The organism is Streptomonospora nanhaiensis, assembly GCF_026642255.1.
Classification (GTDB): Bacteria; Actinomycetota; Actinomycetes; order Streptosporangiales; family Streptosporangiaceae; genus Nocardiopsis; species Nocardiopsis tropica.
This window is the reverse complement of sequence record NZ_CP113264.1, coordinates 3,828,045-3,845,029: the sequence shown is the minus strand read 5'-3', so window position 1 is coordinate 3,845,029 and position 16,985 is coordinate 3,828,045. Positions and strand designations below refer to the sequence as shown.

Here is a 16,985-nt window from a genome sequence, read left to right as displayed (position 1 = left end):
CTTTCGTCGGGGGCGCCCCGGTCGGACACGCGCCGCCCGGCCGCCCGGGCCCCGGTCAGGCCGGTCTCCCGCGCCGCGGCCACCACGGCCGCGACGCCCACACGCCCAGGGCGGCTCCGGCCAGGATCATCCCCGCCGTGAACAGCCACTCGCGCGACCCCTCGGGTCCGTACACGCGTGTGGCCGAGCCGACGTCGAAGGAGGGGGTGGCGGCGCCGGCGACACAGGAGGCCCGGTCGGCGCCGTGCAGGTAGACGTCCTCGCGCGCCGCCCCGCCGTCGCCGGGCAGGTGTGTGCCGTAGCAGGTGCAGGACTCGTGGCCGAGGTGGCTCACGCACTCCACCCGGGACGCGGTGAACGTGCCCGGCTCGCCGTCTGCCGAGGCAGCCCGCGCGACCCGCTCCACGCTGGTGGCCCCCAGCCAGACCAGGAGCACCGCGAGGAGGAGGACCACCACATCGAAGGGGCCCGGCCCCCTCCCGACCCGCCGCGTCACCGGACCGGGTCCCCCTCCCGCGCCGCGGCGCAGCCGCACGACATCGCCGCCGCCTCGTCCGGGCGCGGATGCGTGTGCAGGTACATCGCCACGACCATCGGCGCGAACACCAGGGCGTTGTACAGCAGGTGGAGCTCCACCCGGGGCACCACGAACTGGATGAGGCTCATCGGCGCGGCCCCTCCGCCCAGGTGCGACCCCGACAGGGCCTGGAGCAGCAGGAGCAGGTGTTCCAGGTGGTGCCACACCTGGATCCAGAGGGAGGCGAGCCACCAGGAGCGGGAGCGCCCGGAGAACCCCGGCAGGAGCAGGAACAGCCCGACCAGCATGATCAGGGCGTAGCCGTAGTGCATCCACTCGGAGGTGACCAGCCACGGAAAGGGGATGCCCAGCACGCCCCGCGCCTCCGGCACGGGCCAGTCCAGGACGTAGATCTGCGCGGCCTGGACCAGGTGTTCGGCCCAGTGGGCGACCACGACCGCCATGAACACCCACAGTGCCGTCCTGTGGCGGTCGCTGTTCACGGTGGCCAGCAGGCCGCCGCGGTGGCGCGTGGTCGGGTCCGGTCGGGCTGCCATGGGGACTCCTCGGGTGTGTGGTCGGACGGGGTGCGGGGCGGTCGCGGACGGTACGCCCGCGGGGCCGGGGGCGGGGTGCACCGCCCCCGGCGGGTGTCAGGCTCCCGGGGCCTCCGGCGGGGCGGTTCCCCGCGGGACCCGGTCGCGAGCGAAGGACAGCACGGCCGCGGTGAACGCGCGGGTGTCGCACAGGTCGGCCAGGACGGCGTCCGCCCCCGCGCGGGCCAGGGCGCCGGCGTCGGCCCGGCCGGTCGCCACGCCGAGCACGCGCGCGTGGCCGGCCGCCGCCACCGCGGCGTCGGCCGGGGAGTCCCCGACCAGGAGGGTCTCCCCGGCAGGGAACTCCCGCCCGGCGCGGAGCCCGGCCGCGTGCCGCGCCCGGAGGACCACCCCGGCCTTGGTCGCGGCGGTGTCGCCGTAGCCTCCGCACCCCCACTCCACGTGCCGGTCGAGGCCGAAGGCTGCCAGTTTGGCGCGGGCGACGGAGCGCAGGTTGCCGGTGGCGACCCCGACCCGGACCCCGGGCAGGGCCGCCGCCGCGGCCATGGCCTCCCGGGCCCCGGGCAGGACGCGCCCCTGGGCGCGAAGGCCCCCGGGGTCGCCCGCCACCAGGTCCCCGAACAGCTCCAGCGCGCGCCCGACCAGGGGGCCTCCGGGGTCGGCCCCGTTGAGCCGCAGGGTCTCGGCCATCGTGTGCGGTTCGGTTCTGCCCGCTCCCGACGGCGGCAGGACGGGGTCGGCCGTCCCCAGCAGCCGGGTCGCGACGGCCAGGTACGCGCGCCGGTCGAACCGGGTGGTCGTGACGAGCGTGTGGTCGATGTCCCAGAGGAGGAGCAGAGGCAAGGAAGGACCTCCAGTCGTCGTGCGGGCCGGTTCCCGGCCGGCGGGCGCCGCCTCAGACGAAGCCCTTCGTCTCGTCGGCGGGCGCCCACCCCGAGGCGAGGGCCTCCAGGGCCCCGTCGAACGCCGCGAGCAGTTCGTCGACGTCGCCGTCCCCGAAGACCAGCGGGGGGATGACCATGAGGGCCGGGACGGCGTTGAGCACCGACACCAGCACGCCCCGCTCCTCCAGCGCCAGGCGCGCCTTGTTGACGAACCACGGGTCCTGGGCCGCGGCGCCGGCGAACTCCACCACGTACATCAGCCCGGTGCCCCGGACGGCGGACACCGCCGGGCGGCGGCGTGCCAGGTCCAGCAGTCCGGTGCGGAGCCGGTCGCCCTGGGCGGCCACGTTCGCGAACACCTTGCCGTCCTCCAGCGCCCGCAGGACGGCCAGGGCCGCGCTCAGCGCGACGGGGTGCCCGTCGTGGGTGGAGCCCGTGGCGAAGAACCTCTCCACCGGGGCGGCGAGCAGGGCGCGGTGGACCCGCTCCCCCAGGCAGACGGCGGAGAGCCCGGCGTATCCGCTGGTGAGGCCCTTGCCGAGGAGGAGGATGTCCGGGTCCAGACCCAGTTGGGCGCTGCGGGTGTAGTCGCCGGTCCGCCCCATGCCGGTGGTCACCTCGTCGACCACCAGGTGGATCCCGTGGGCGCGGCAGAAGGCCGACAGCTCCGCGGCCTGGCCGCGGGTCAGGACGTGGCCCCCCTCGCCGATGACGGGTTCCACGATGATCGCGCTCACGCGGTCGGGGCCGTGGTCCTCCAGGAGCTCCAGCGCGCGCGCCATGTCCGCCGGCGCGGCGTCCTCGCCGTGGGGCGCCCGCGTGTGGATGACGTCGGGGAGCAGGGGGCCGGCGTGGTGGTGGAGGTAGGACAGCCCGGTGACGGCGCTGGCGCCCGGTCCGAAGCCGTGGAAGCCCCCCCACAGGCCCACCACCGCCGTGCGGTGCGGCTCGCCCTCCAGCAGGCGCAGGTGGCGGGAGAGCAGGACCGCGGTCTCCACGGCCTGGGCGCCGTTGCTCTGGAAGCGGACGTGGTCGATTCCCTCCGGAAGGACCCGGACGAGGGCCTCGGCGCACTCCACGGCGATCTGCGCCGGGCGGCCGTATCCCCACATGTTGCCGTAGGGGAGGCGGCCGACCTGTTCGCGCACGGCCTCGACCAGGCCGGGGTGCCCGTAGCCGAGGGTCACGTTCCAGAACCCGGACCTGGCGTCGAGGTACCAGCGGCCCGCGGCGTCGCGCACCCGTACCCCGTCGCCCTCCACGATCATCTCGTCGGGCTCCAGGTAGGACAGGAACGCCTCCATGGAGGTGCTGTTCCACAGCGGGAACGCGTCAGGGGAGGTCAACGTGGTCCTCGATTCGCTCGTAGACGGACACGTTGTGCACGCTCTGGGAGGTGAAGGCCGCGCCGTCCCAGCCGCTCCACCGGTGGCGCAGGCGCAGGCCGGCGATCTGTGCCATGAGGTCGAGCTCGGCCGGCCAGGCGTAGCGGACCGGGACCGGGAGCAGGCGCACGCTCCCGTTCTCGAAGGAGATCTGCTGCATGAACATGCGCTGCCCGGCGCGGTCGTGCTCCACGACCCACAGGCCGACCCGCTCGGCGCCGACGTGTTCGACGAACACGCCCTGCTGCTCGTCCTCGTCCATCCGGGGGACGCGGGCAGGCACCTCCACCACGAAGACGCCGCCCGGGCGCAGGTGGCGCGCGACGTTGGTGAAGCAGCGCACCTGCTCGGCCTGGGACTCCAGGAGGAACAGGGTGTTGTCGACGCACGTCACCAGGGAGAACTCGCCGTCCACGGGGACGTCGGCCAGGTCGCCCTCGACGACGGCGACCCGCTCGGCGCCCGGCTTGCCGGCCAGGCGGTCGATCATCTCCCGCGAGGACTCCACCCCCGTGACCGCCAGCCCCGACGCCGCGAGGGGCACCGCCACCCGGCCCGTTCCGACGCCCAGTTCGAGGACGGGGCCGCCGTCGGCGAGTTTGCTCAGGGCGGACAGGCAGTCGGAGTCGCTTTCCTCGCCATACCAGGTGTCGAATACGTCGGCTATTCCATCGCCGTAATCGGCCTTTTCGTTCCGGCCGGTCCGCTTATCGCTCATACCGTGACACTAGGGTGGCGGGACGCCCTCCTCCATAGGGAATAGGTACCACAACCGCCCCGTATCCGGGACCGGCCCCGGAGTCCTCCGCGACCGGTCCCCGAACGCCGACGGGGGCGGTCCGGGCTCGGACCGCCCCCGCCGGGGACCTGTGACCGCCGGGTCAGCCCAGCATCTGCACCAGGCTCAGGCGGTGGTCCTCGGGGCTCTTGAAGTCGAACCAGGCCAGGGCGTCCGGGATCTCCTGGCGCTCGCCGCACTCGACGTTCACCGAGGCCAGGCGCTTCTTCTCGGCGTCCAGGTCCTCGACCCCGAACAGGACCTTGGCCCCGGCCGCCTCGGCCTCCTCGTCGCCCGTGGTCAGGAGCAGGCTCACGCCCTCGCGCAGGTCGAACTCCACGTCGGTGGGGGAGGGCTCCCCGGAGGGGCCGTGGCCCAGCACCTTCGTGTACCACGCGGTCGCCGCCTCCAGGTCCTTGACCGGGAGGTTGATGATGACGAGGGTCGGGCTGAATTCTTCGCTCATGTTCTCCTCTTTCCCTGTTTCTCCCGTGCGCGCGGCATCGGGGCCGAACGCCGGGCCGGCACCGGCCAGACATTATCCAATCCGGCCCTGGAAAGTCCATTCGGCACTTCTGGTACCTAGGTGGTACCCATGATCTCTTGTGCCGCGCGGACTCCGCTTGATATTGCTCCGTTCATGCCGCTGTCGTGTGGACTGGTATGCTCTCCGGCGAAATGGCAGTCGCCTTCCGGAAGTGCTTCGATACCGGCCAGGGAGGCGAACTGGCCCGGTCGGTAGAACGCGTACGAACCGAGCGACCACGGATGCGCCGACCAGTCCCAGGTAACGGCGCGTCCGGTCCATGACGAGGCCACGCCCGGAACCAGCGAATCGAACTCGGCCAGGAACCGGTCCGCGATCGCCGCGGGGTCGGCGGCGGGGACCCGCCCGGTGCGCAGGTTGACCAGCACGGCCGGCCCCCCGTCCCCCGGAAGGCCCAGGGTCTCGTCCCAGCACGACTGGAAGCCGCCGTCGGAGACGGCCGCCCCGTTGCAGCCGACCGAGGTCCACGGCCTCCCCGTGAACTCCAGGTGCGTGCGCACCGCCGAGCCCATCCCCAGCTCCCGGACGGCGCGCATGCGGTCCGGTCCGAACTCCGCCCCGGACAGGTCCACGCGCGCCGCGAGGACGGAGAAGGGGACGGTCAGGACGGTGCGGTCCGGCCGGGCCTCGAAGACCCCCCCGTCCCGGTCCAGGACCAGGACGGTGCGGCCGGCCCCGTCCCTGCGCAGGGCGACCAGTTCGTGGCCGAGCCTGACCCGGCCGGGCAGCCGGTCCGCGAGCAGCTCGGCCACGCGCCCGGTCCCGCCCCGCACGGCGTACCGGGCGTCGGCCGGACCGAAGAGCCCGAACTCGCCGGGAGGGTTGGCGCCGAGCAGGGTGACCAGGTGGAGCGCGCTCAGCTCGGCGGCGTCGGCCCCCAGCTCCCAGGCGTAGGCGGTCCCGAGGAGGCGGGCCAGGCGGGTGCCGGGGACCGTGCGTCCGAGGTAGTCCTCGACGGACATGGCGTCCAGTTCCAGGGCGCGGGGGGTCATGCGGCCGCGGCCCGGCGCGGGGCCCGCCGCCTGCCGGTCGGCGCGCACGACCGGGTCCAGCTCGCGGTACTCCGCGTCGGCCTCCTCCAACGGGTAGGGCGCCCCGCCGATCCACAGCAGGGGCCCGGCCCCCGCGTCCCCCGAGGCGTGCAGGTCGACCGTGTCCAGGCCGAGGCGGTCCAGGAGCCGCAGCAGCCGGGTGTCCCCCGAGTCGATCAGCTGGGCGCCGCGCTCGACGGTGCGGCCCCCGAAGGCGTCGACCGTCCAGCAGCGGCCGCCGACCCGGTCGGAGGCCTCGTACACCGTCACCTCGTGCCCGGCCCGTGTCAGCTCGTCGGCGCAGGCGAGCCCCGCCAGCCCCGCTCCCACAATGGCGATCATCCGTTTTTTATAGCTGTTCTTCGGTATGCGTTGTGCGACCAGATTTTGCGGACGGTACCTTTCTGGTACCGGTTGTATTCGATTCGGTACCTCCTTCCTATTGGGACGAATTGCGAAGGACCGTAGATTCGTCGGGTGCGATACAACCAGGGGCGGTGGTCATGTACCTAGGCCGGGCGAGAACGAACTTCCGATCCGTGTTGCAATTCCCCCTCGAGGAGACGACATTCGCCTCCCGCGGGTTCGACCGGGGGGAGGCGGGGACGGTGGCCCGCCTGGAGGCCGCCGGCGCGGCGTTCCACCGGGGCTACGGCACGGCGCTCGACGACCCTGCCCGGGCCCCGGAGACCTTCCCCGAGCAGCACGGCCCCGACGCGGGCTTCGTCTACGAGGGGGCGGCCATGGCCCTGTGCCTGACCGACGCGCTCAGCCTCCCGCGCCGCACCGACTTCTCCCGCATGCTCCACGGGCGCGCCCGCCGCAGCCCCTACACGGCGCACGTCGGCGCGGGCTGGGCCCTGGCCCGCCTGCCGCGCGTGCTCTGGAGGCCGGTCCTGCGCCAGCTCGACCCCCTCCTGGGCTGGCTCGCCTGGGACGGATACGGCTTCCACCAGGTGTTCTTCGGCGGCGCCGACCGGCGGCTGAGCGCGCCGCTGCCCGGATACGTCCGCCACGCCACCGCGCAGGGGGCGGGCCGCGCCCTGTGGTTCGCGCGCTGCGCCGAACCGGAGCGGATCGCCCGCTCCGTCGGCCGGGCCCCACACGGGTTCCACGGCGACCTGTGGAGCGGTGTCGCCCTGGCGGCCGCCTTCACCGGGGCCGCACCGGACCGGGCCCGCCGGCTCCTCGACGCAGCCGGGGTCCACGCACCCGCCCTGGCCCAGGGAGCCGCGTTCGCGGCCAAGGCCCTGGTGACCCTCGGACCGGTCGCGCCGGACTCCGAGTCGGCGGTGCGGACCCTGGCGGGCCTCGGCTCCCGGGACGCGGCGGAGGTGACCGACGAGGAACGGGCCGCACTCCCGCCGTGGGGCCGTGACGCGCCCCGGACCGGGACGCCCGCCTACGCGGTGTGGCGGTCGCGGGTGGCCGCCCGGCTGACGGAGGGGGTCCCCAGTGCCCTCTGAGCGGACACGGTCCCCCCGCCGGCCCCTGCGCGCACACGCGGCCAAGGGCGTCGCCCTGCTCCTGGTCGCCGCCGCCTTCCTCGTCGCACGGGTGCCCGAACCCGGCGCGGACGAGGTGGACGCCCTGGCCTCCGCCTTCTCCTTCACCCCCCTGGAACTCGAACCGCCCCCCGGGCTCCCCATGAGGGAGGACCGCGACCTGCACCCCGACTACGAGGGCATCCAGGCGTGGATGTCCAGCGTGGGCGCGGGCGTGGCCGTCACCGACCTGGACGGCGACGGGCTCATGAACGACCTGTGCTACGTGGACCCCCGCGTGGACCGGGCCTTGGTCGCCCCCGCCCCCACCGGCCCCTCCCGCTACGCACCCTTCGCCCTCGACACGGGCGACCTGCCCTACGACGACACCATGGCCCCGATGGGCTGCCAGCCCGTCGACGCCGACGCCGACGGCCGCATGGACCTGCTCGTCTACTACTGGGGCCGCAGCCCCTCGCTGCACATGGCGGGCGGGGACGCCCCCTCCGCGGACGCCTACGAGGCCGTCGAACTCCTGGACGGCGGCTACGAGACCTGGCACTCCAACGCGGCCCTCACCGCCGACGTGGACGGCGACGGCACGCTCGACCTCGTCATCGGCAACTACTTCCCCGACGACGCGGCGGTCCTGGACACCTCCGGCGGGGGGCGGCCCACCATGCAGCACTCCATGTCCCGGGCCGCCAACGCGGGGGAGAACCGCCTGCTGCTCGGCTCCACCGACCCCGACGGCCCCCTCTTCACCGAAGCCGGCGGTGTCCTGGAGGGCAGGGCGTCCACGGGCTGGACCCTCGCCCTGGGCGCGGCCGACCTCGACGGGGACATGCTCCCCGAGCTGTACGTCTCCAACGACTTCGGCCCCGACGTCCTGCTGCGCAACGACTCCGTGCCGGGCGACCCCTCGTTCACGGCGCTCGGAGGGACCTGGACGCCGACCACCGCCGGTTCCAAGGTCCTGGGGGAGGACTCCTTCAAGGGCATGGGCATCGACTTCGGCGACCTCGACGGCGACGGGCGCCTCGACATGGCCGTCAGCAACATCACCGAGGAGTTCGCCCTCTTCGAGAGCAACTTCATCTGGATGAACACCGACGACGACGGCCTGATCGCCGAGGGCAGGGCGCCCTTCCGCGACCGCAGCGAGCAGCTCGGCCTCGCCCGCTCCGGATGGGGGTGGGACATCCGCTTCACCGACCTCGACAACGACGGCCACAAGGAGGTCGTCCAGGCGACCGGCTTCGTCGCCGGGGAGGTCAACCGGTGGCCGGAGATCCAGGAGGTCGCCCTCGTCAACGACGAACTCCTCGCCGACCCCCGGGTCTGGCCCGACCTCGGCCCCGAGACCGACCTGTCCGGCGACGGGGGCCTGAGCTTCTTCGCCCGGGAAGGGGGGCAGGGCCGCTTCGCCGAGATCGGCGACCACGTGGGCGTCGGCCGGAGCACGGTCAGCCGCGGCGTGGCCATGGCCGACACCGACGGCGACGGACTCCTGGACATCGCGGTCGCCAACCAGTGGGACACCTCGGTGCTCTACCGCAACGACTCGCCCGACCCCGGCGCCTCCGTCTCGCTCAACCTCGTGCGGCCCGCCGAGCACGGCACCACGCCCGCCGTCGGCACCGCCGTCCGCGTGACCGCGCCCGACGGAAGGGTCCACGTCGCCCAGGTCGACGGCGGCAACGGGCACTCCGGCAAGCACGCGCCCGAACTCGTCATCGGCCTCGGCGAAGCCGCGGACGAGGACCCCGTCCCGGTCGAACTGACCTGGCGCGACGACCGGGGGCGCGTCCACACGGCCGAGGTCGTCCTGACCCCCGGCCGCCACACCGTCGTCCTGACCGACGGCGCCGAGACCTCCGAGACCGGCAGCGGGAGCGGATCATGACCGAACTCCGAGTACGAGCGACCGACCGCGAGGACGGCGGCCCCGCCCCCTCGCCGCCGCCCGCACGCGACGTGCGCCTCACCGCCCTGCGCCGCTTCGCCGTCGCCATCACGGTCCTCAACATCCTCGGCTACGCCTACCTGGGCTTCGAGCCGATGGTCGCCGTCCCCCTCGCGGCCCTGGCCACCGCCTACACGATGGAACTGGGACTGGAGTACCTGGACGCGCGGCTCAACGGCCGCCGCCCCAAGTTCCTCGGGGGCGCGCGGACCCTCGTCGACTTCCTGCTGCCCGCCCACATCACCGCCCTCGCCGTCGGGATGCTCCTCTACTCGGGGGAGCGGGTGTGGCCGGTCGTCTTCGGCGTCGTCGTCGCCCTGGCCTCCAAGACCGTGCTCAGGGTCGACACGGGCAAGGGAGTCCGGCACTTCCTCAACCCCTCCAACTTCGGCATCGCCGCGACCCTGGTCACCTTCACCTGGGTCGGCATCGCCCCGCCGTACCACTTCACGGAGAACGTGTCCGGGGCCTGGGACTGGATCCTGCCGGCCCTCATCCTCACCACCGGCAGCCTGCTCAACTTCAAACTCACCAAGCGCGGATGGCTGGTCGTGGCGTGGCTGGGCGGCTTCGCCCTCCAGGGCATCGTGCGGGCCGTGTTCCTGGACGCCTCCCTCGCCGCCGTCCTGGGACCCGTCACCGGACTGGCCTTCGTGCTCTTCACCTTCTACATGGTCACCGACCCCGCCACCACGCCCTCCAGCCCCAGGAACCAGGTGTTCTTCGGGCTCTCGGTCGCGGGGCTCTACGGGGCGCTCACCGCGGCACACGTCGTCTTCGGGCTGTTCTTCGCCCTCGTGGCCGTGTGCGCGGTCCGTGGCCTGTACCTGTACGGACTCTCGAAGTGGGGGAAGGACCGATGAACGGCGTCGCGATCGTGGGCATGGCGTGCACCTACGGAGGGGCCTCCACCCCCGCCGAACTGTGGGACAACGCGCTCTCCGGGCGGCGCGCCTTCCGGCGCATCCCGGCCGAGCGGCTGGACCTCGCCGACTACCTCGGGGAGTCGGGGACCGACCCCGACCGGATCTCGGTCACCCACGCCGCCGTCCTGGAGGGCTACGAGTTCGACCGCGCCGCCTTCGGGGTGGCCGGTCCCACCTACCGCGCCACCGACCTCACCCACTGGCTGGCCCTGGACACCGCGTCCCGGGCGCTCTCCGACGCAGGCCTGGACGCGACCGCGGGCGCGGCGGACACGTCGGTCTTCGTGGGCAACACCCTGACCGGCGAGTTCACCCGGTCGCACGTGCTCCGGACCCGCTGGCCCTACGTCCGCCGCGTGGTCGCCGGCCTGCTGGCCGAGCGCGGGGAGACCGACCCCTGCCTCCTGGACGACCTGCGCGACCGCTTCCTGGAGCCCTTTCCCGAGCCGGACGGCGACACGCTCGCCGGCAGCCTGTCCAACACCATCGCGGGGCGCATCTGCTCGCACTTCGGCTTCGGCGGCGGCGGGTACACCGTGGACGGGGCCTGCGCCTCCTCCCTCCTGGCGGTCATCCACGGGTGCCGGGAGATCACCGAGGGCCGGGCCCGTACCGTCGTCGCCGGCGGGGTGGACCTGAGCATCGACCCCTTCGAGCTCGTGGGCTTCTCCCGGGCGGGCGCCCTGGCCCGCGACCGCATGCGCGTCTTCGACCGCGGCTCCTCGGGGTTCCTGCCGGGCGAGGGCTGCGGCATGGTGGTCCTGACTCGGCTGGAGGACGCCCAGGCCCTGGGGCTGCGCCCCTACGCGGTCCTGCGGGGCTGGGGGGTGTCCTCGGACGGCACCGGCGGCATCACCAGGCCCGAGAGCGAGGGGCAGCGCCTCGCCCTGGACCGCGCCTACCGCGAGGCCGGCTTCCACGCGCGGACCGTGTCCTACTTCGAGGCGCACGGCACCGGCACCGTCATCGGGGACCGGGCCGAGCTGAAGGCCCTCTCGGGCCTGGTCGGGGAACCCGGCGACGGGCCGCTGCCCGCCGTGGGCTCGGTCAAGGCGCTCATCGGCCACACGAAGGCCGCCGCGGGCGCGGCCGGCCTCATCAAGGCCGTCATGGCGGTCCACACCCAGGTCGTCCCGCCCACCGCCGGGTGCGAGGACCCCGTCGAGGAGCTCTCCGGGGACCGCGCCCGCCTGCGCACGGTCCGCGAACCCGAGACCTGGCCGCAGGGCCGGCCCCTGCGGGCCGGGGTCAGCTCCATGGGCTTCGGCGGCATCAACGCCCACGTCGTGGTCGAGGGGCTGGCCGCCCACCGGCGCACCGGCCTGGACGCGCGCACCGCCACCCTGGGACGCACCCCCCAGGAGAGCGAGCTCCTCGTGTTCTCCGCGGACTCCGCCGAGGAGCTCCGGGAGAGGATCCAGGACGCCGCCCGCACGGCCGACACGCTGTCCTACGCCCAGTACACCGACCTGGCGGCCGAACTCTCCCGCACCCGCGGCGGCGGAGCGCACCGGGCCGCGGTCACCGCCGCGCCGGACGCCGGGCTCCCCGGCCTCCTGCGGCGGGCCGCGGACGCGGTCGCCGCCGGCCGCCGCACCCTCGGCCCCGACGTCTTCACCGCACCGCCCGGAGGGGACGGGGCGCGGATCGGCCTGCTGATGTCGGGACAGGCGGCCTCGGCCGGCCGCACCGGCGGCGCGCTGGCGCGGCGGCTGCCCGCCGTCGCCGACCTCTACGAGGGGGCGGACCTGCCCGAGGGCGATCCGGCCGCCGACACCTCCGTCGCCCAGCCCCGCATCGTCGCCGCGTCCCTGGCCTCGATCGCGGCGCTGGAGGCCCTGGGCATCCGCGCCGACCTGGCGGTCGGCCACAGCCTGGGCGAACTCACCGCCCTGGCGTGGGCGGGCGCCCTCTCCGAGGCCGACCTGGCGGCCGTCGTGCGCGAACGGGGCCGGGCGATGGCCGCCCTGCCCGGGGACCACGGGGCCATGGCCGCCCTGGCGATGCCCGAGGAACGGGTGCGGCCGCTCCTGCCCGACGGCGTCGGTGTCGCCTGCCTCAACGCCCCCGGGGCCACGGTGGTCTCCGGCGGCACCGCAGCGGTCGACCGGGTGGTCCGCGAACTGGACGGCCTGCGCCTGCCGGTCGCCCACGCCTTCCACTCGCCGCTCGTGGCCGGGGCCGCCGCCGACCTGCGCAAGGCACTGGACGCCGCCGAGGTGACGGCCCCGCGCCGACCCGTCTACTCCACCGTCACCGGGGAACTCCTCGCCCCCGGGACCGACCTGCGCGAACACCTGGTCCGCCAGACCACCGCCCCCGTCCTCTTCGACCGGGCCATGGAGGCCGCCGCCGGGACCGACCTGTGGATCGAGGCCGGACCCGACACCGTCCTCACCCACCTGGCCCGGGGGAGGGGCGTCCCGGCCTTCGCCGTCGAGGCCGGCTCCGACGGGATCGGCGGGCTGCTGCGCTGCGCCGCCGCGGCCTGGGCCCTGGGACGGGACGTACGCGTCGAGGCACTGTACGAGCACCGCTTCCTGCGCCCGATCGACCCCGGCCGGCCCCAGCGCTTCCTCGCCAACCCCTGCGAACGGGCCGCGCCCGCCGCGGCGCCCGAGCCCGAGCGCCGGCCCGCCCCCGTCCCCGCCCCCGGCGCCACCGCCGAGGAGGCCGCCGGGGCGGCCCCGGCCGACGTCATCCGGGCCGTGGTCGCCGAACGCGCCGAACTCCCCCTCGCCTCGGTCACCGGGGACACCCGGCTGCGCGCCGACCTGCACCTGAACTCCATCACCGTCGCCCAGCTCATCGCCGAGGCGGCCAGGAGGCTCTCGCTGCCCGTCCCCGCGCACCTCACCGAGCACTCCGGGGCCACCATCGCGCAGATCGCCGAACTCCTGGCGGAGGGCCCGGCCACCGGGACGGAAGCCGCGAAGGCCGACACCGTCGCGGGCGTCGCCCCCTGGGTGCGCGTGTTCACCGTCGACCACGTCGAGGTGCGCCCCCTCCGCCCGGGGACCGGGGGACCGCGCACGGCGCCGGCCGACGGCGGGGCGGGGGGCGCCCACGTCGTCGCCCGCGACGACGACGCCCTGGGCGCCGCACTGGCCCCGCGCAACCTGGGGGAGGGCACCCTCGTACTGCGCCCGGCCCGCGACGACGACCCCCTCGACTGCCTCGACCTGGTCGCCGAGGCGGCCAAGGCCCTCACCGGGGCCCGGCGCCTCCTCGTCGTCCAGGACGACGACGGCCCCGCGCACGCCACGGCTGCGGGGTTCGCCCGCAGCGCCCACCTCGAACTCGGCGTGCCCGCCGCCGTGGTCACCGTTCCCGCGCGGTCCCCGGGGGCCGCCGACCTGGTGGAGGCCGAGGCCGCTTCCCTGGCCGAGCACGGCGGCTACGCCGAGTGCCGCCACCACCCGGACGGGACGCGCACCGAGCCGCGACTGCGCCACCGCCCCCTGTCGGAGCCCCCCGCCGGACACCGCTTCCCCGGCCCCGGCGACGTCCTCCTCGTCACCGGCGGGGGCAAGGGCATCGGAGCCGAGTGCGCGCGCACCCTCGCCGTGCGCACCGGGGCGCGGATCGCCGTCCTGGGGCGCTCCGACCCCGCGGACGACCCCGAACTGGCGCGCAACCTCGCCCGGTTCGAGGAGGACGGCGTGGACCACACCTACCAGCGGGCCGACGTGCGCGACCCCGACTCGGTGAGGCGGGCGGTGCACGCCGCCGTCGACGCGCTCGGCCCGGTCACCGGCGTCCTGCACGGCGCGGGGGCCAACGAGCCCGCGGCCCTGGCCGACCTGGACCCGGGTGCACTCGAACACGCCGTCGCCCCCAAGGTCTCCGGCCTGCTCAACCTCCTCGACGCCCTCGACCCGGGCCCCCTGCGCCTCTTCGTCTCCTTCGGCTCCCTCATCGCCCGCACCGGCCTGCCCGGCGAGGCCCACTACGCCCTGGCCAACGAATGGCTCGGCGCTCTCACCGAGGAGGTCGCCTCCCGCGTGGAGGGCTGCCGCGCCCTCGCCGTGGACTGGTCGGTGTGGTCGGGAGCCGGGATGGGCGAACGCCTGGGGACCCTGGACGCGCTGGCCCGGCGCGGCATCGACCCCATCCCGCTCGACACCGGACTCGACCTGCTCCACCGGCTCATCGCCTCGCCGGACGTCTCGGGCGGCGTCGTCGTGACCGGACGCTACGGCGACGCGCCCACCCTGCGGGCGGAGGAGGCGGAACTGCCCATGCTCCGCTTCCTCGAACGCCCCCGCAGGGTCGTCCCGGGGGTCGAGGCCGTCGCCGACACCGTCCTGCGCGCCGACACCGACCCCTACCTGGAACACCACGAGTTCGAGGGGGACAGGCTCCTGCCCGCGGTGCTGGGCATGGAGGCCATGGCGCAGGCGGCCTCCGTCCTGACCGGCACGCGCGAGCACCCCGTCCTGGAGGACCTGAGGCTCACCGCGCCGGTGGTCGTCGGACGGGGGGAGGAGGTCACCCTCCGGGCGGCCGCGCTCGCCCTGCCCGACGGCACCGTCCGCACGGTCCTGCGCAGCTCCGCCACCGGCTTCGCCGTGGACCACTTCACCGCGGTCCTGCCGCCCCCGGGCACGCCGGACACGGGCCGCCGGGTCGTGCTCCCCGTGGTCCCGGACGCCCCGGTGCCGGTCCGTCCCGACGAGCACCTGTACGGGCGCCTCCTCTTCCAGGACGGCCCCCTGCGCCGCGTCGGCGCCTACCGGCGGCTCACCGGCTACGACTGCGTCGCGGACCTGGAGGAGGGCCCCGGCGGCGCCTGGTTCGCCCACCACCTTCCCGGCCGCCTGCTCCTGGGCGACCCGGGGCGCCGCGACGCGGCCCTGCACGCGCTCCAGGCGTGCCTGCCCGGCACCCGCCTGCTCCCGGTGGGCGCCGAGCGCGTCACGATCCTGGACACCGCGTCCGCCCCGGCGCTGCTCCACGCCAGGGAGCGCCACGCGGAGGGCGGCCGGCACGTCTTCGACCTGGAGCTGACCGGTGCCGACGGCGCCGTGCTCGAACGCTGGGAGGGGCTGGCCCTCAACGTCATGGGCCCCGGGCCGCTCCCGGTCGGCGTCGAACTCCTCGGCCCGCACCTGGACCGCCGGGCGGCCGAGGTCACCGGGGTCGCGGGGGTGCGGGTGGCCGTCGAGCGGGGGGACACCCAGGTGCGCAGGCGCGCCCGTGCCGTCCACCGCCTCCTCGGCACCGGCGTCACGGTCCGCGGACGGCCCGACGGCCGCCCCGAGCTGTCCACCGGCGACCAGGTGTCGGTCACCCACTGCGGTGCGGTCACCATGGTCGCCACCGCCCCCGTTCCCGTGGGGGTGGACCTGGTGTGGATGCCCGACACGGTCGAGGCGCGCGTGCGCTGGGACGACGTCCTCGGCCCCGAGGCGCTCGCCCTGCGCGACGCCCTCGCCGACCGCGACCCCGGGCGCGGGCGCGACGAGCACGCGGCCGTGGTCTGGGCCGCTTCGGAGGCCCTGCGCAAGTGCGCCGGCCGCCCCGGCGGCCCCATGACCCTGAGGAGCCTGGACGGGCCGTGGATCCTCCTGGACGGCGGCGGGGTCACCGTCGCCGTTCACCACGACGGCGACGACGTCGCCGCCGTCGCGGTCCGGGGAGGCGACGGTGCCTGAGAGCTTCGAGTACCGGCACGTCGTCACCCTCGACGAGACCAACCAGCTGGGCAACGTGTACTTCGCCCACTTCCTGCGCTGGCAGGGGCACTGCCGGGAGCTCTTCCTGCGCAGGACCGCCCCCGAGGTCGTCTCCTCGCTGGACCACGAGCACGCCCTCGTCACCGTCCGGGCCGAGTGCTCCTACCTGGACGAGCTCTACGCCTTCGACGAGGTCAGCGTGCGGATGCGGGTCGGCGAGGTCGTCCAGAACCGCATGACCCTCTCCTTCGAGTACTGGCGGGCCTCCGGTCGACAGGACCTGGTCGCCCGCGGAGAGCAGCAGCTCGCCTGGTTGAAGAGGTCCGGGGACGGCTTCGAGCCCGTCCCCGTCCCGGAGGTGCTGCTCCGCGCAATCGACGCCTACCTGGCCGAACCGGTCCGGACGGGGTGGCGCGCATGAACCAGACCGGAGTTGATGCTGATTCGTCACCGACGAGGAGCGTGAGATGACCACCACCGACACGTTGAAGGACCGCTTGCGGGCCGCCGATCCGGCGCTCGCGGCCGAACTGCTGCACTCCAAGACCAGCCACCTGGTCGACGTCATGATCCCCCGCCGCGAGCTCAGCGACGGCAGCCTGGGGTTCAAGGCGAGGGTCCGGACCACCATCACCCTCAAGTTCGGGGGGGACGCCTCCGCGGACACCCCCGAGGAGGTCATCACCCTGGTGGCCGAGGAGTCCGAGATCAGGCTGCACGACCCCGTGCTGACCCTGGACGGCGCCCTGCGGCTGGACCTGGAGACCATCACCTACGACGCCGTCGGCACCAGCGAGGTGCTGTGGCCGGGCGAGCGGGTCCGGCTGCGCGTGGGCCGCGGGCTCGACCCGATGATGCGCCCCACCTTCGGGCGCCTGGAGATCGACCCCCTGGTCAACTTCGGCACCGACCCGGTGCGCAGCGTCCAGGAGGTGTACGTCGAGGCGGACACCCCCCTGGGCACCCTGCACAACCGCCTGCCGGCTGTCATGCACTGCGACCTGACCTCCATCCCGCCGATCGGCCAGCCCTACGTCCAGCAGGGCCAGGTCGCGCTGTACGACGCCGACGGACAGGTCGTCTGCATGAAGACCACGACCGAGAGCGAGCTCACCGCACTGGTGGACTAGGGCCCTTCCCCTGAACCGGCCCCGGCCCCGCCCGGCGGCCCGCACCGGGCGACCGCCCGGACGCGCGGGCGCCGCCGGGCGGGCGTCCGGCCCGCCGGGCCC

General features: G+C 74.8%; 13 protein-coding genes. 6 read left to right on the top strand and 7 right to left on the bottom strand.

Features of this window, described 5'->3' with window-relative positions; genetic code table 11:
* Positions 1–55: 55 nt before the first annotated feature.
* The 7 genes from OUQ99_RS16640 to OUQ99_RS16610 all read right to left on the bottom strand — a co-directional run bounded on the left by OUQ99_RS16640 (position 56) and on the right by OUQ99_RS16610 (position 6,041).
* A complete protein-coding gene (locus OUQ99_RS16640; protein ID WP_267944671.1) occupies positions 56–496 on the bottom strand; it encodes a hypothetical protein in 441 nt (146 codons plus the stop codon).
* Entirely contained in the window at positions 493–1,074 is a 582-nt protein-coding gene (locus OUQ99_RS16635; protein ID WP_267944670.1) for a hypothetical protein, read from the bottom strand. Before OUQ99_RS16635 ends, OUQ99_RS16640 begins: the two co-directional genes overlap by 4 nt.
* A 96-nt stretch (positions 1,075–1,170) precedes the next feature.
* Positions 1,171–1,917: an HAD family hydrolase gene (locus tag OUQ99_RS16630; protein ID WP_267944669.1), complete on the bottom strand. Its 747-nt coding sequence runs from the start codon at positions 1,915–1,917 to the stop codon at positions 1,171–1,173.
* Positions 1,918–1,969: 52 nt separating this feature from the next.
* Positions 1,970–3,304 carry an aspartate aminotransferase family protein gene (locus OUQ99_RS16625; protein WP_267944668.1) on the bottom strand — a complete coding sequence of 445 codons (1,335 nt, stop codon included), beginning with the start codon at positions 3,302–3,304 and terminating at the stop codon, positions 1,970–1,972.
* Positions 3,291–4,061 carry a class I SAM-dependent DNA methyltransferase gene (locus OUQ99_RS16620; protein ID WP_267944667.1) on the bottom strand — a complete coding sequence of 257 codons (771 nt, stop codon included), beginning with the start codon at positions 4,059–4,061 and terminating at the stop codon, positions 3,291–3,293. The genes OUQ99_RS16625 and OUQ99_RS16620 overlap by 14 nt, the downstream gene beginning before the upstream one ends.
* Before the next feature lie 163 nt (positions 4,062–4,224).
* Positions 4,225–4,587, bottom strand: a complete 363-nt coding sequence (locus OUQ99_RS16615; protein WP_267944666.1) for a VOC family protein — start codon at positions 4,585–4,587, stop codon at positions 4,225–4,227.
* A gap of 116 nt (positions 4,588–4,703) precedes the next feature.
* Positions 4,704–6,041, bottom strand: coding sequence for a flavin monoamine oxidase family protein (locus OUQ99_RS16610; protein ID WP_276567166.1), 1,338 nt, complete (start codon positions 6,039–6,041; stop codon positions 4,704–4,706).
* A gap of 197 nt (positions 6,042–6,238) precedes the next feature.
* Between OUQ99_RS16610 and OUQ99_RS16605 the strand changes: the two genes are divergently transcribed.
* The 6 genes from OUQ99_RS16605 to OUQ99_RS16580 are packed head-to-tail and all read left to right on the top strand — an operon-like array spanning position 6,239 to position 16,883.
* Positions 6,239–7,165, top strand: coding sequence for a DUF1702 family protein (locus tag OUQ99_RS16605; protein ID WP_267944665.1), 927 nt, complete (start codon positions 6,239–6,241; stop codon positions 7,163–7,165).
* Positions 7,155–9,089, top strand: coding sequence for an FG-GAP repeat domain-containing protein (locus tag OUQ99_RS16600; protein ID WP_267944664.1), 1,935 nt, complete (start codon positions 7,155–7,157; stop codon positions 9,087–9,089). The genes OUQ99_RS16605 and OUQ99_RS16600 overlap by 11 nt, the downstream gene beginning before the upstream one ends.
* A complete protein-coding gene (locus OUQ99_RS16595) occupies positions 9,086–10,012 on the top strand; it encodes an enediyne biosynthesis protein UnbU (protein WP_267944663.1) in 927 nt (308 codons plus the stop codon). Before OUQ99_RS16600 ends, OUQ99_RS16595 begins: the two co-directional genes overlap by 4 nt.
* Entirely contained in the window at positions 10,009–15,732 is a 5,724-nt protein-coding gene (locus OUQ99_RS16590) for an SDR family NAD(P)-dependent oxidoreductase (protein ID WP_267944662.1), read from the top strand. The genes OUQ99_RS16595 and OUQ99_RS16590 overlap by 4 nt, the downstream gene beginning before the upstream one ends.
* On the top strand, positions 15,725–16,174 hold the full coding sequence (locus tag OUQ99_RS16585; protein ID WP_267944661.1) for an acyl-CoA thioesterase: 450 nt from the start codon (positions 15,725–15,727) through the stop codon (positions 16,172–16,174). The genes OUQ99_RS16590 and OUQ99_RS16585 overlap by 8 nt, the downstream gene beginning before the upstream one ends.
* A gap of 46 nt (positions 16,175–16,220) precedes the next feature.
* A complete protein-coding gene (locus OUQ99_RS16580; protein WP_267944660.1) occupies positions 16,221–16,883 on the top strand; it encodes a hypothetical protein in 663 nt (220 codons plus the stop codon).
* The last annotated feature ends 102 nt before the right edge of the window (positions 16,884–16,985 follow it).

Excerpts from the sequence above, each read along its gene's own strand:
- OUQ99_RS16590 (WP_267944662.1), top strand. The coding sequence starts at position 10,009 with ATGAACGGCGTCGCGATCGTGGGCATGGCGTGCACCTACGGAGGGGCC.
- OUQ99_RS16580 (WP_267944660.1), top strand. The coding sequence starts at position 16,221 with ATGACCACCACCGACACGTTGAAGGACCGCTTGCGGGCCGCCGATCCG.
- OUQ99_RS16610 (WP_276567166.1), bottom strand. The coding sequence starts at position 6,041 with ATGATCGCCATTGTGGGAGCGGGGCTGGCGGGGCTCGCCTGCGCCGAC.
- OUQ99_RS16635 (WP_267944670.1), bottom strand. The coding sequence starts at position 1,074 with ATGGCAGCCCGACCGGACCCGACCACGCGCCACCGCGGCGGCCTGCTG.
- OUQ99_RS16595 (WP_267944663.1), top strand. The coding sequence starts at position 9,086 with ATGACCGAACTCCGAGTACGAGCGACCGACCGCGAGGACGGCGGCCCC.
- OUQ99_RS16620 (WP_267944667.1), bottom strand. The coding sequence starts at position 4,061 with ATGAGCGATAAGCGGACCGGCCGGAACGAAAAGGCCGATTACGGCGAT.
- OUQ99_RS16615 (WP_267944666.1), bottom strand. The coding sequence starts at position 4,587 with ATGAGCGAAGAATTCAGCCCGACCCTCGTCATCATCAACCTCCCGGTC.